This window comes from Sporosarcina aquimarina (assembly GCF_019748715.1).
Classification (GTDB): Bacteria; Bacillota; Bacilli; order Bacillales_A; family Planococcaceae; genus Sporosarcina; species Sporosarcina newyorkensis.
Genome location: NZ_JACLBZ010000021.1, coordinates 60,952 through 75,124 on the forward strand (window position 1 = coordinate 60,952; position 14,173 = coordinate 75,124).

Annotated in this window: 16 protein-coding genes; 10 read left to right on the forward strand and 6 right to left on the reverse strand. The window is 42.9% G+C overall.

Going from position 1 to position 14,173, the window contains the following annotated elements; genetic code table 11:
* The first annotated feature begins 124 nt into the window (after positions 1–124).
* The 10 genes from nhaC (at position 125) to guaC (ending at position 8,756) form a co-directional block, all read left to right on the forward strand.
* Entirely contained in the window at positions 125–1,501 is a 1,377-nt protein-coding gene (gene nhaC / locus H7J92_RS10835; RefSeq protein WP_078818680.1) for a Na+/H+ antiporter NhaC, read from the forward strand.
* A 213-nt stretch (positions 1,502–1,714) separates the two neighbouring features.
* Entirely contained in the window at positions 1,715–2,347 is a 633-nt protein-coding gene (locus H7J92_RS10840; RefSeq protein ID WP_078818709.1) for a DUF421 domain-containing protein, read from the forward strand.
* Positions 2,348–2,751: 404 nt separating this feature from the next.
* Complete coding sequence (locus H7J92_RS10845) at positions 2,752–3,348, forward strand: GNAT family N-acetyltransferase (protein ID WP_009499172.1); 597 nt, start codon at positions 2,752–2,754, stop codon at positions 3,346–3,348.
* Positions 3,349–3,543: 195 nt separating this feature from the next.
* On the forward strand, positions 3,544–3,750 hold the full coding sequence (locus H7J92_RS10850; RefSeq protein ID WP_009499173.1) for a helix-turn-helix transcriptional regulator: 207 nt from the start codon (positions 3,544–3,546) through the stop codon (positions 3,748–3,750).
* The gene (locus H7J92_RS10855; RefSeq protein WP_078818681.1) at positions 3,747–4,427 is read left to right on the forward strand and encodes a DUF3169 family protein; all 681 of its coding nucleotides are present in this window, start codon (positions 3,747–3,749) and stop codon (positions 4,425–4,427) included. The genes H7J92_RS10850 and H7J92_RS10855 overlap by 4 nt, the downstream gene beginning before the upstream one ends.
* Before the next feature lie 193 nt (positions 4,428–4,620).
* A complete protein-coding gene (locus H7J92_RS10860) occupies positions 4,621–5,721 on the forward strand; it encodes a helix-turn-helix domain-containing protein (RefSeq protein WP_040759964.1) in 1,101 nt (366 codons plus the stop codon).
* Positions 5,718–5,945 (forward strand): PLDc N-terminal domain-containing protein, encoded by a 228-nt coding sequence (locus H7J92_RS10865; RefSeq protein ID WP_009499176.1) that lies wholly within the window; start codon positions 5,718–5,720, stop codon positions 5,943–5,945. Before H7J92_RS10860 ends, H7J92_RS10865 begins: the two co-directional genes overlap by 4 nt.
* Positions 5,929–6,825 (forward strand): ABC transporter ATP-binding protein, encoded by an 897-nt coding sequence (locus H7J92_RS10870; RefSeq protein ID WP_221836959.1) that lies wholly within the window; start codon positions 5,929–5,931, stop codon positions 6,823–6,825. Before H7J92_RS10865 ends, H7J92_RS10870 begins: the two co-directional genes overlap by 17 nt.
* A complete protein-coding gene (locus H7J92_RS10875; RefSeq protein ID WP_009499178.1) occupies positions 6,822–7,586 on the forward strand; it encodes an ABC transporter permease in 765 nt (254 codons plus the stop codon). The genes H7J92_RS10870 and H7J92_RS10875 overlap by 4 nt, the downstream gene beginning before the upstream one ends.
* 186 nt (positions 7,587–7,772) lie before the next feature.
* Positions 7,773–8,756 (forward strand): GMP reductase, encoded by a 984-nt coding sequence (guaC, locus tag H7J92_RS10880; RefSeq protein WP_221836962.1) that lies wholly within the window; start codon positions 7,773–7,775, stop codon positions 8,754–8,756.
* 116 nt (positions 8,757–8,872) lie between these two features.
* Here guaC and H7J92_RS10885 read toward each other — a convergent pair whose 3' ends face one another.
* The 6 genes from H7J92_RS10885 to H7J92_RS10910 all read right to left on the reverse strand — a co-directional run bounded on the left by H7J92_RS10885 (position 8,873) and on the right by H7J92_RS10910 (position 14,162).
* Complete coding sequence (locus H7J92_RS10885) at positions 8,873–9,835, reverse strand: bile acid:sodium symporter family protein (RefSeq protein WP_221836964.1); 963 nt, start codon at positions 9,833–9,835, stop codon at positions 8,873–8,875.
* 177 nt (positions 9,836–10,012) lie between these two features.
* Positions 10,013–10,315 (reverse strand): Zn-ribbon domain-containing OB-fold protein, encoded by a 303-nt coding sequence (locus H7J92_RS10890; protein WP_040759965.1) that lies wholly within the window; start codon positions 10,313–10,315, stop codon positions 10,013–10,015.
* A gap of 4 nt (positions 10,316–10,319) precedes the next feature.
* Positions 10,320–11,453, reverse strand: coding sequence for a thiolase C-terminal domain-containing protein (locus H7J92_RS10895; RefSeq protein WP_078818684.1), 1,134 nt, complete (start codon positions 11,451–11,453; stop codon positions 10,320–10,322).
* The gene (locus H7J92_RS10900) at positions 11,450–12,931 is read right to left on the reverse strand and encodes a class I adenylate-forming enzyme family protein (RefSeq protein ID WP_221836967.1); all 1,482 of its coding nucleotides are present in this window, start codon (positions 12,929–12,931) and stop codon (positions 11,450–11,452) included. The genes H7J92_RS10895 and H7J92_RS10900 overlap by 4 nt, the downstream gene beginning before the upstream one ends.
* Before the next feature lie 6 nt (positions 12,932–12,937).
* Positions 12,938–13,411: a PPC domain-containing DNA-binding protein gene (locus H7J92_RS10905; RefSeq protein WP_009499184.1), complete on the reverse strand. Its 474-nt coding sequence runs from the start codon at positions 13,409–13,411 to the stop codon at positions 12,938–12,940.
* On the reverse strand, positions 13,404–14,162 hold the full coding sequence (locus tag H7J92_RS10910; RefSeq protein WP_040759966.1) for an SDR family NAD(P)-dependent oxidoreductase: 759 nt from the start codon (positions 14,160–14,162) through the stop codon (positions 13,404–13,406). The genes H7J92_RS10905 and H7J92_RS10910 overlap by 8 nt, the downstream gene beginning before the upstream one ends.
* Positions 14,163–14,173 lie beyond the last annotated feature (11 nt).

Here is a 14,173-nt window from a genome sequence, read left to right on the forward strand (position 1 = left end):
GTCTTCACATGCAATGGAGAGGATAGCTCAGGCTATCAATTAGGGTGGTATCGCGGAGAACTCCTTCGTCCCTTATGGGGGCGACAGGGGTTTTTCGTATTTATAGGGGAGGCATCTAGTCAGCATGTTGCAAATCAAAGCGATTCATAAACCAACTTTTAAGGCTTCTGTCAGTTTGTCCGTTGCCATTGTCGCACTTATCAGTATCTGTATCGTGCAGTTTAAATCTGCACCACATTTACCTATTTTATTGGCCATTTTATTGTTGTTTGGATATGGAATGTGGAATAAATTTACGTTTAAACAACTTGAAACAGGGCTAGTAAACGGCGCTAGTTCAGGTATGAGTGCCGTGTTCTTATTCTTCTTTATTGGCGTACTTGTCAGTAGCTGGATGATGAGCGGGACCATTCCTACTTTGATCTATGCTGGGTTTCAAATCATTACACCGGCCTACTTCTATGCCATCGCCTTTGTCGTTACCGCAATCATCGGTCTATCCGTCGGCAGTTCATTAACAACAGTTGCAACAGTCGGGGTGGCGTTTATCGGGATGGCTCACGTACTGGACTTGTCCTTGCCACTTGCTGCGGGTGCAATTGTGTCAGGCGCTTTTTTCGGAGATAAAATGTCGCCGCTTTCCGATACGACCAACTTAGCCTCTTCTATTGTTGGCGTGGACTTATTTGAACATATACGAAATATGGGGTGGACGACGTTCCCTGCTTTTTTCATCTCCCTAATACTTTTCGGCATACTCTCTCCCAGTACAGCATCTGGTGATTTTCAAAAGATTGAGACCTTTCGCGATGCATTAATGGGTACAAATATGATTCATTGGTATACTGTCATTCCGATTATCGTCCTATTCGTCTTGACATTTGCAAAGGTACCAGCAATTTTAACGCTTGCAGCCAGCTCGTTTGTCGCTGTGATCATTGCGTTTTTCCATACTCAATATGGTTTTTCGGAAGTACTAGAGATTTTATTCAGCGGTTATAAAGGATTAACTGGCGTAACCGAAGTAGATGAACTACTCTCTCGCGGAGGCATGGAAAGCATGATGTTCACCATCTCACTTGTACTGCTAGCTTTAAGTATGGGCGGTATGCTGTTTACGCTGGGAATTGTACAATGTCTGCTTGCAAAGATCGAAAGCTTACTGCGTAAAGTGTCTTCAGTTATCATGGCTTCTGCACTTACAGCAATCGGTATCAACGTACTGATTGGTGAGCAATATTTATCCATTTTACTGACAGGACAAGCATTCCAGTCATCTTATGAAAAAGTCGGACTGGCCAATAAAAACTTGAGCCGTGTTATGGAAGATGCCGGAACGGTCATCAACCCTCTCGTTCCATGGAGTGTGGCGGGAATTTTCATTACTACTGTGCTTGGCGTGCCGACACTTGCCTATTTACCGTTTACATTTTTCTGCTTATTGAGTCCTGTACTGACAGTGCTCTTCGGATACTTAGGGAAGACATTGACACGTATTTAAGATTTTAAAGGAAGCTGTATGGGTTCTAATGAGTTGTTCTGCTTTTAAGGAACATCTTTCAGAACACTATACAGCTTTTTTTGCGTTTTCATTATCGAAATTATCAAGCAAGCTTTCCAACACCCCATTACCACGTATCCTTATAAAGATTCCCGATGACCATGCATAAGACCTTTTGATTGACCAATACTAAATGGAAATCTTGAATTGGCGGTGAATGAAGGCGTGGATTTCAATTTTATTTGGCAAGCTGTGCTGATCATCGTTGCAGGTATCGTTCTCTTGCACATCTCAGGACGAAAATCCATTTCGCAAATGACAATCGGACAAACCGTGTTAATGGTCGCTGTTGGAACACTCTTGATCCAGCCAGTAGTCAGCAAGAACCTTTGGCACACATTATTGACCGCTCTCGTTCTTGTGTTAACGTTATTGGTAATCGAATACCTATCTTTAAAAATTAATGTATTCGAACGTCTGGCAAGGGGAAGTTCAAGAGTAATCATTGAAAATGGCATACTGAAGCTACAAACGATGAAAAAATTACGAATGACAGTCGACGAACTAGAAATGCATCTCCGCCAAAAGGGCATAGATAAGGCAGAAGATGTTAAGTATGCCACCATCGAGATGAGCGGACAGCTCGGCTATTCGTTAATTGACCGAAAAAAGTATGCAACAAAAGAGGATATTGATCGTATTCAACTAACCTTAGAGGAAATGAGTCGTCAGCTAAATTTACACTTAGCTTCCGAGCAAAGTCCTCCTCCAATCCCAGAAACCACTAACTTGTTCTCTGAAATTGTAGAAGGTCATTCTCACCCCGTGCCAAAGCGTCTAGAATAAGTTTAGAGTATGTAGATAAAGGGAATTTATCCATAACAACTCCATAATGAGAGGAAGTTTTCTATATGAAAAGATTAATAAAAAGCGTAATAAAATGGGGACCTCTGCTGTATCCTGTCATAAAAAAGATTATGAATGAAAAAAATAAGAAAGAGGATTATTCACGCGGAAAGAACGCAAGATAATGATATATGAAAAGCACTGACAGACTGTATTTTGTCAGTGCTTTTATTTTTATATGGATAAAAAAATAAAGTATTTTGTTCAAATTGGTTTATTTTCTTACTGAAAAGAGTATACTAGTGTTGAGGATTTTTTTCTGACCTCTTTTTTCCTCTCTATGTTTGATCCCCAAACAAAAAGCTCCAGGTACACCACATTACCTATGGAGGAGAATTAACCACATGCATTGGTACAACAAATTGAAAGAGTATTTTCCGATTGAAGAGATGAAGTCAAAAGAACATATGGAGACATTGCTGATTGATAAAAGAAATGTCTATCATAAGGAAGAAGGACCGAAACATGTACTAATGTACGTGGAGACGGAGGATTTTGTTTTCGTGGATTATCTTTTCGTATCTTCTGCTGCGCGCGGCGAAGGTCTCGGAAAAAAACTACTGGATTCGTTGAAGACCAAAAATAAGCCGATTTTATTGGAAGTTGAGCCTGCTGTTGAAGAAGAACCCGATACGGGTAAACGACTCAAATTCTATGCTAGAGAAGACTTCTCTCACGCACAACAAATTAGTTATGTGCGTCGTTCACTGGCAACCGGAGAAACAAACAACCTCGAGATTCTTTATTGGTCACCCGCAACACCTGCCAAAGTGGATGAAAAGGTCATCTTCAACGCGATGAAAACCACCTACGAAGAAATTCACACTTACAAAGATCAGCACTTTTATGGAGCCTCATACGAACCTACAGCACAAGTGCTTCAATTTTATATGAAACCGAAAATAAATATTTTGGAAAATTTTGATGCCGTCAGTGTATAAGGCAGAAAAATAGTTCCAATCAAGCGTCCAAGCTAACATGCTGGGCGCTTTTTATTTGGCTTTCATTTACTTGTTTTGACTATTTTGCTTATCAACTTGACAATTATACTAGTCAAATTGTAAAGTATAATATGTATTCAACGTATTTAGAATCTGATTTATAATCTAATTGAATAAAAAAGGTGGGATGATGTGATGAAGACGAGACTGAAGGAACTTCGTGCAAGAGAAGGATTCAATCAAACCGAGCTGGCTAAACGCGCTAGAGTCTCCCGGCAAACGATCAGTTTAATCGAACGGGAAGACCTGATGCCTTCCTTGCTGATTGCTGTACGTCTGTCTCATATTTTTAATGAACCAATTGAAAAGATTTTTATTTTCGATGAGGAGGAATTATCATGAAAACAATAGGAAAAATGTTAGTCGGGGCGATGATCGGTTTTTTTGCAACATACACGCTGCTAGCCTCGGATTTTGAAAAGACAATGGAAAGTATCGGGTTGGAGATGACTGTAGTGCTTGGCGGAGTATCTTTTTTTCTGGGGCTGCTATGTATAATGAACATCTGGCAAATTAAGAAAAAAGCAACTGCTTCTCTAACCGGAGAAGAGGAAGATTTACGGGATGAATGGCAATATAAAAAATATAGCGACGCGACATTGGCTGGCAATAGCAGTCTCATCTTTGCTATCAGCACATTAGGAATCGCACTCGTGACAAAACAATCTTTGGCACTGATTATTGGCGCATTACTGCTAGTGATCACAACCCTTATCTGTAACACGGCGGGATTATCAGTAATAAAATTTGTATATCCTGACCGTAACTTGCCAGAAGCCTCAGATAAAAATTATGCGAAAAAGTTGCTGGCTGCAACTGACGAGGGAGAACGGCACGTTATGTTGGAAGGACTCTATTCAGCATACAACAGCACAAACATATTATTAATTGGCGCGATGGGTTTGTTCATTATCTACTCTGTCGGATCAGGTAACTCACAACTATTTGCTATTCTTGTCATTGCAATCGTGTTAGTTACCGTTAATACACAATATATGTTTAAAGTACGAAGTAAATAATGTAGTGTGATGAATCGTTTAAGAGAACTTAGGAAAAATATAGCACTCCTAAGTTCTCTTTTTTATGGTTTCTATTTCTAGACTACTTTATTTCCTTCTAGTTGACTTTCCTCTAAATAAGTAACCTAATAGTTGATTGAATCACCGAATGATTGACCTTACACTAATTATAAAGCAGAAAGGACGTGAAAAAATGCTGCAAATCGGGTCGATCATATTAAAAGAGAGAAAACGGCTGCAGGTAACACAGGATACGCTGGCTGCCTATTGCCAGGTCTCAAAAGCATCGGTATCCAAGTGGGAGAAAGGACAAAGTTATCCTGACATCACGTTGTTGCCGAAGCTGGCTTCTTATTTCAAACTAACAGTGGATGAGCTACTTGGCTATGAACGTCAATTGTCAAAAGCAGAAATTCAGAAACAGTATTACGAATTTGCTGAACGCTTTGGGATAGAACCGTTTGAACAAGTTTATGATGAAGTAGACGAACAGGTGAAGTCATTCTATCACGATCCTTCATTTCTATTGCAAATGAGTATTTTAATGCTTAATCACCATATGCTAAGTGATGAAAGCCCTCATATCTTGCAAAAGACTAACCAATGGCTCGAGCGTATCCGCCAATTAAGCGAAGACGTCTGGATGTTGCGCCAAGCCAATTCCTTGCAGGCAACCATCGCGCTCATGCAAGCTGATCCAAACACAACACTTCATTTATTGGATGGCGTAATTAAACCAAGTATTGGTGATGAAATTTTGCTGGCGACTGCTTATGAACAAGTGGAAAAGCAAGACGAAGCCTTGCGTGTGATCCAAGTTATGATGTACCAGAACATCATCCAGCTAGTTGGAAGCAGTCCGATTTACTTACGACTGACTACAGCCGATTCGAATGCTTTTGAAGAAACGATTCGCCGAATGAATGGATTGATCGAATTGTATTCACTAAGAAAACTGCATCCGAATATTTGTCTGCAATTTTATTTTGGCGTAGCTCAATGTGCTGCAGCGTTGGAGAAACGCGAGTTGATGTATTCGTATTTGAAGAAGTTTGTTGAAGTCTGTATCGAAGATTTGTTTCCCATTAAGCTGCGGGGCGACGACTATTTTGATTTATTGGAAGACTGGTTGGCACAATTGGATTTAGGCCCCAATGCCCTGCGCAATACGAGTATTATTAAGCAATCGGCTTTGGAAGCTATCGAGGCACCTTTCTTCGCACCTTTCCAAAATGAGGAGGAGATGAAGGAATTAATTGAAAAATTACGCTGGGGATTGGAGGGCATTCAATGAATACGGACGTAGAGATTCTAATCGAGTATTTGCCTTTTCTAATTCCTCTTATCCTATTACAAATCGGACTCGGGATATTTTCAGCTGTCCACGTCATCCGAAATCCCCACTATCGTTTTGGTAATCAGGTAATGTGGCTGCTAATTGTGTTATTCATTCAGTTTATCGGTCCATTAGTTTATTTTGTCTTCGGAAGAGGTGATGATCATGGTCGTGCAAATTGAAGGTGTAACAAAACGCTTTGGAAGTCGGGACGTACTGCATGACATTCATATGCATATTCCTGAGCATTCTATTTTCGGATTTGTCGGTGCGAATGGAGCCGGCAAGACCACTTTGATGAAGTGTATGCTTGGTCTGCTCCCACTCACTGCTGGAGCGATTACGATCGCGGGTGAAAAGGTGACGTTCGGAGAAACGAAATCAAACGCACATATTGGCTATTTACCGGACGTTCCGGAATTCTATCCATTTTATAACGCGAGACAATATTTAGAGCTTTGCGCGGTGGTTACTGACATGCCGAAAAAGGAATGGAAACAACGGATTGATGAGCTGTTGGAATTAGTCGGACTAGCAGATGTAACTTCCTTGATTCGCACCTATTCAAGGGGTATGAAACAGCGTCTCGGTATCGCGCAGGCCTTGCTTAACCGGCCAAAGCTGCTCATTTGCGATGAGCCGACTTCTGCGTTAGACCCGGCAGGTCGCGCACAAATTCTTTCGATATTGCAAAAAGCGAAAGCTGAAACAACTGTTTTTTTCTCTACACACATCCTATCTGACGCGGAACAAATCTGTGATCATGTCGCGATGCTACATAAAGGAGAAATTATTTTTCAAGAAGAACTGACAAAATTAAAACAGCAATTTCACGACCAATTTGTCTATACATTCACAGTTCCTGCGAAGGAAGCTATGAAACAACTTGCATCCACTCAAGCCAAAATGCATATTGAAGATGATACTTTAATTGTCAGCTTACCGAATGACAGGGCACGTTTGGTGTTCATGCGTGAGCTGACACAGCGAGAACTCATCGTACAGTCCATACATCCACAAACTCGAATGTTGGAACAAGTCGTACTGGAGGTGCTCGGATGAATAGCTGGGTTGGATTTTTCAAGAAAGAATGGTTCGAGAGCGTGAAGACATACAAACTCCTGCTTGTGCTGGTCATTTTCTCGATACTTGGTGTGCTGAATCCTTTCACGGCTAAAATTACCCCCGTCCTAATGGAGAATTTTATGCCTGAAGGAGCTGTGCTAAATTTGCCTGAGCCTGCTGCGCTTGACTCTTGGCTGCAGTTTTACAAAAATGTACCGCAAATGGGCTTGATCGTCTTCATTTTATTATTCAGCACGATGATGTCGAAGGAGCTGGAAAAAGGTACACTTGTGATTTTGCTTACAAAGGGATTGCATAGAAGTACAGTCATTACAACGAAGTTTTTTATCGCACTTTGTTATTGGACGCTCGCTATCGCTTTATCGTTCAGTATCACATACGCCTATACAGCTTACTATTGGGATCAAAACAGCCTGCATCATCTATTCTTTGCTGTCAGCTGCCTTTATGCATTTGGCTTACTGCTTCTCGCCATCACATTATGGGGGAACACATTTTTCGCGACTTCCTCCGGCGGAATATTGGTCACTCTACTTTTCATGATCAGCTTATTTATCTTTGCTATTTTTCCGAAATCTCATTCATGGAGTCCGCTTGAATTAATGGCCACTCCTCCGGAAATACTAACTGGTGACGTGATACCGTCAGATCTAGTAATTCCTTATGTCTTAACTATCGGATTGACTCTATTTTTTGTCTGGTTAACGACTACCCATTTCAAGAAAAAGTTGCTGTGATTTATTTTCCAAAAACCTCTCTGAAAACGTTGACATCCAGTTGCAAGCGCCAGCTTCTCGGGACGTTTCGAAGTTAGACGGCGCTTTCCACTTTTGTTGACATTTAGTATAGATTCAGGTAAATTACTAAAGGACGAACAATCCAGTGATTTTAAATGAAAATATTCGTTTATAGAGGTGATTGTAATGGATACAGTATTTGATTATGAAGATATACAGCTAGTTCCTGCAAAATGTGTGGTTGAGAGTCGTTCGGAATGCGATACTTCAGTTACGTTAGGCGGACATACTTTCAGATTGCCTGTCGTACCTGCCAACATGCAGACCATCATTGATGAAAAGATTGCGATTCAACTTGCAGAAGAAGGCTATTTCTATATTATGCATCGTTTTAACCCGGAAAAGCGTGTAGATTTTATTAAGGATATGCACGCACGCGGTTTAATTGCTTCTATTAGCGTGGGCGTCAAAGAAGAGGAATACGGATTTGTTGAACAGCTCGCTATCGACGCTCTCGTTCCTGAATTCATCACGATCGATATTGCGCACGGTCATTCCAATCAAGTCATCCGAATGATCCAGCATATCAAAAAGCATTTGCCAATGAGCTTCGTCATCGCAGGAAATGTCGGTACACCAGAAGCAGTTCGCGAGCTTGAAAATGCTGGAGCGGATGCAACGAAGGTGGGAATTGGACCGGGAAAAGTATGTATCACGAAAATTAAAACTGGCTTCGGTACTGGCGGCTGGCAATTGGCGGCAGTTCGTTTATGTGCAAAAGCGGCGTCTAAACCGATTATTGCAGACGGCGGTATCCGCACAAATGGGGACATCGCAAAATCTGTTCGTTTTGGTGCCAGCATGGTCATGATTGGCTCGTTATTTGCTGGACATGAAGAGTCACCAGGGCAAACCGTGGAACAGGATGGACAGAAGTATAAAGAGTACTTCGGTTCTGCGTCAGAGTTCCAAAAAGGTGAGAAGAAGAACGTCGAAGGTAAAAAGATGTTTGTGGAATACAAAGGTCAGTTGAAAGACACTTTGATTGAAATGGAACAAGATCTGCAGTCCTCTATTTCATACGCAGGCGGCAAAAAGCTTGAGGCCATTCGCAATGTGGATTACGTGATTGTGAAGAACTCAATTTTCAATGGGGATAAAGTGTTTTAAATGAGCATAACTGTTCGGAGACTATCCTCTAGGTTGCTCTCCGGATAACCAGGCCAGCCTTTCATACATTATCTAAGTAAAAACACTCTCTTCCAATGACGAAGAGAGTGTTTTCGTTATGGTTGCACATCCTCTTCTTCAATCCGAAATTTATTCTCAAACAAACTCGCCATCAACGCACCGATCGTCAAGTTCATCACCATATTAGCGACTGCAGGAACTGCAGCAAGCGATCCAAAATGCTCCATTGCGAGTGTCGCAGCTAAAGCCGAGTTACAGATCCCTGTATGGAATAAAATTGCGCGCGCGTTGCGTTCGGCTACGCCCATCCATCTGGCAATGAAATATCCCGACATCATCGGAATACAGACTTGCAAAGTAACCGCCACGAAAACAAGCGGCAACACCGACAGATTTTCAGAAAGTGCCTGCTGTGCGTTGGAAATAACGGACAGGATAACAATGAATAAAGCGAGTTGCGATAAAACCGGCGTATACGGCTTCACTGTTTCCACCTGCCGTTTCCACAGCCACTGTACAAATAATCCTGCCAACAAGGGCAAAAATACAATATAAATTATATTAAGGAATAATGGCCAAAATTCAATTGGAATGAAGCGTCCTGCAAAAACTTGCAATAAAACAGGTGTCAACACAGGCGAGATAAATGTATCCAATGTCGCCATCGTAATGCTTAGGGCGACTTCTCCGCCTGCGATAAATGTATAAATATTCGCAGATGTCCCACTTGGTACGGTCCCCGACAAAATGATGCCTGTTGCGATTTCAGCTTGATTGCTAAAGAATAGATACGCAATACCAATCGATACACCAACCATAATGGTCCATTTCAGGAAGACGCCAAGCAGTGCATATTTTGGGTTTTTAATAACTTCTAGCAACTTTTCTGACGATAGGGATAACCCCATCAGGAAGAAAATTGTTCCTAATCCGAATCCCGTAAGCTGTCGGATAGAAACAAATGCATCTGGGGTAGCGTAAGCAATAATGGATAAAAGTACAATCCAGATTGGCAAGTATTTCGAAATAATTTTTGAAATGATTTGAATCGTTTTCACACACAACTCTCCCTAACGAGCAAAACTTGTACTTGGCACAAGTAAGTTCATGCCAAGCACAAGCCGTTGACACTTTACTTGGATCTTAACACATATGCGTATGAGCGGCTGACCGGAGTTTATGAGCGCAAACGAGCTATTTATGAGCGCGGCCCACTTTGCAACCATCCCCCCCTATTATTTCGTATAAACATACGCGCCATTCTCCACATGATCCAAGTCAACTGCATCCCCTATCGACACTTCCGAATTCATTCGCACGGTCACTTTTACTTTGGCTTCGTCGAGCTGAACGAGTACAACTGTGTAAGGGGCAAGATGTGCGAATTCAGCCGGTGCGATGTGGATATCCGTATAGCTATAGACACTACCCTTCGAAGAAACTTCCTGTTCCTGCAACGAGCCGGTTCCGCAGCTCGGGCATCGATATTTGCTCGACACACTGGCATACTCGCAATGAGCGCATTGATAAACTTTCATCTCTTCACAACCTTTCCAGTATATGAACGGTAGAATACGAACCGGTTCCGCCTAAGTTTTGCGCCAATGCAAGCCGAGCGCCTTCAACTTGGTTCGGAGCAGTACCGCGCAGCTGCTGGACGAGATGATAAATCTGGGCAATGCCTGTCGCCCCGATAGGATGGCCACGCGATAGCAATCCACCACTTGTATTCACTGGTTTGCCGCCCGTCACTTTCGTCTGACCTTGTTCTATTGCGAGCCAGCCTTCCCGTTTATTAAAGAAACCTAGTTCCTCAATCGCTAACATCTCCGTCATGGAGAAACAGTCATGGATTTCGACTACATCGATATCGTCCGGGCTAACTCCCGCCTTTTCATATGCCAAACGACCAGATTCCCGAACTGCTGGAAGCGACAACAAATCAGCAGCGTCCTGCATTTGCGTAGGACCCGAACTTTGTGCAGACGCTCGAATATGAACGCCTCCTTTTTTCCGTGAAATAATTAATGCAGCCGCTCCGTCAGTGGTTGGTGAACAATCGAATAAACCGAGTGGCGACGTTATAATTCGTGCCTCCATGATCTCTTCCATCGTTGTCGGCTTCCGGAACTGGGCCAATGGATTGTTTAAAGCATTTTCTCTATTCTTCATTGCAATCATCGCCAAATGTTCTTTGGTCGCCTCTGTCTCATAGAAATAGCGATTCGCCAGTACTCCGAAAAACCCAGGGAAGGTCAGACCTGCCTGTTTTTCATTGGAATCGGTATCCATCGCTGCGTTAATGGCCTGGGTTACGTCTGCGGTAGAAGCGTGTTTCATCTTCTCCACACCTGCTACTAACACGGTGTCATACTCACCGCTTAAGATGCCCATAATTCCTTGGCGCAACGCAATTCCTCCTGAAGCACATGCACCTTCCACTTTGGCTGTCGGAACATAGCCAAGTCCGAGTTCATTCGCGACAATTGCACCAAGGATTTCTTGATTGGATATTGAGCCGCCCATGAAATTTCCGACAAATACCGCATCGACTTTTGGATTCCCTGCGTCTTCCAGCGCTTGAATGGAGGCTTCGAGTAACAGCGATTTCATGGATTGATCCACAAACTTCCCGAACTTGGTCATCCCGATTCCTTGTATATAGACATTCGTCACGACTGCACCCCCTCGTGCTGATTGCGCAACTCACGCTTCAATATTTTGCCGTATGAACTTTTTGGCAACTCCTCCACCAGGTGAATTTCCTTCGGCTTTTTGAAACTTGCCATATGATCTAGACATAGTTGAATCAATTCTTCAGTTGTAACAGTTTTCGTTCCGTTCGGGACTACATAAGCAATGACATTCTCACCCCATTTGTCATCCGGCACACCGATGACACACGTCTCTTTGACTCCAGCATGCTTGTTGAGGACTTCTTCGACTTCTCTAGGGTAAATATTGACACCGCCTGAGATGATGACATCTTTCTTGCGGTCGACAATATGCACGTAACCTTCTTCACTTTGCCAGCCTAGATCCCCTGTTTGTAGCCAGCCGTCAATCAGCGTTTCATTCGTCGCCTTTTCATTGTTCCAATAGCCTTTCATGACAAGGGAACCTTTGCAGACAATTTCTCCGACCTCTCCCGCCGGCAGTTGAGCTCCTTGATCATCGACGATTTTCACATCTACGAACGGTCCTGTGCGCCCGCATGATTCCAAATGTTCACCAAGTTCCCGTTTCGGCATCATCGTAATGCACATCGGTGCTTCCACCTGTCCGAATGTCTGCGCGAAAATAGGTCCCGTCAAAGCGAGTGCTTGCTCAAGTTTACTCGCGGCTATTGCCGATCCTGCCATATTGATCGATTTCAGCGTGGAAAGATTTTTCGGTTCAAATTTTGGATGTTGGACCATCAAATTTACCATCGTTGGCACTAAGAAGATAACGGTGATATTCTCTCTCTTCAGGTCCAGTACAAACTCTTCCGGTTCAAACTTACTGAATACCACTTGCGTCAGACCATACAGCCAAGCGACATGCGAAAGGAAATTACTGCCGTGCGTCAATGGAGCAACGTGACCAATGACATCGTCATAATCCGTTTCACATGCCAACGCGAGCGACAATGCACCTGAAATGACGTTACGATGACTCAACATAACACCTTTCGGATTTCCTGTAGTGCCCGAGGTATACATGATGGCAAATGTATCATCTTCATCTACTTCGGCAATTGAATGAGCGCCTTGGCAGCTCTCAATCGTTTTTTCGTATACCTCTCCAATTGGCAACACTTCCAATACCACATCAATTGATCGGATTAATTGCTCTTCTCCGATAATCAATTTCACATCGGCATCTTCCAGCATATACTCATGTTCTTTCGGGTGAAGCCGATAATTTAACGGGACTTTGATGACGCCAGAAATGGCTGCCGCTACGTCTAGCTCAATATGCTCCAGACGATTCGACATCAGAATTGCAAAACGATCTCCTTTTTTTAATCCTATCTTCTCGAAATACGCAGAAAGCGCAAATGCTCGGTCCATCATTTCTTTATACGTAAATGATCGTTGCTCATCTTTCACCGCTATCTTATTCGGATACGCAGCTGCTGATTTCATTGCCAGTTTTCCGATTGTTTCCAAATCTTCTCACTCCTTCTTTAAAAAGTGAAACAGTGGTATGCCCAACATCTCATCCGGTTTCCGCTGCATATTTACGTCGAATACTGGAAATACAATAAACTCTACCGTAATCGCAACTGGATTATTGCCTCGGATGAAATGACCGCCGTTAATCTTCTTATCACAGTCAACGAATATGCCATGGAAATGGATGTCTAGCTCCCCTTCCGCACTATAACCGAGAAACCCTGTACCAGACAGCAACTCAACAGGTGTATCTGTCACGATTTGATCGGAGTATTGTAAGCTCTTATCCTCATTTTGATGCGGTTGTACAATTGTCGCATGTGCGAGGGAACCCATACATTGAAACTGAGCTGCCTCGACTCCATATTCCTTACATACTTCAATAATGCCTTCAAATAAATCGATTTCTTTCTTCAAACGGCCAATAATGCGATGAGTTTTGTTGTCATACACCGCTTGAATGCGATTATCCAAAACTGTATCCCCCGTCTACTTTCAAAACTTGTCCTGTTGTATAGCCTGATTCGGATGTTGCAAAATACAAAATAGCCTCAGCAATATCGGAAGGTGTACCAATCCGTTTAATCGCTTGTCCGCCGACATCGTATTCCACGCCTGCTGTAATTGCACTTTCCGTTGCGCCAGGTGCTACAGAATTACATGTGATGCCATGCTCACCGAGCTCCTTGGCCACCCATTTAGTTAATGCGATGATTGCACCCTTTGAAGCGGAATAGGCTGGTCCAGATCTGCCGTCCTTCTTACCTCCTGAAGTCACGCCTCCGTTAAGCCCTGAAACGGAACTGATATTAATGATGCGCCCGTATTTCTGCTCGATCATATGTGGATAGACAACCGATTGAATGAATAAAAACGCAGCCTTTACATTCGTTTCCATATCGCGATCCCACATATCCAGCGTCATCGTATCCAATCCTAGCCGACTGCAAGTTCCCGCATTGTTCACTAAAATATGCAATTCTCCAAACTTATCAGAAGCTCTGGCAATGGTCGCGCTGACAAACTCCGGATCTCTTATATCTCCTAAGCACTCCAAAAAGACTGCATCTTTTCGAGTTTCTTGAATAGCTGCAAGCGTTTTACTGCAGCTATTCAAGTCCACCAAAACAACATTGGCCCCTTCTTGCGAAAAAAGGAGGGCCGTCTGGGCACCAATTCCACTAGCCGCCCCTGTAATGATTGCCGTCTGTCCTTTCAGTTTCACAAGCACCCCTC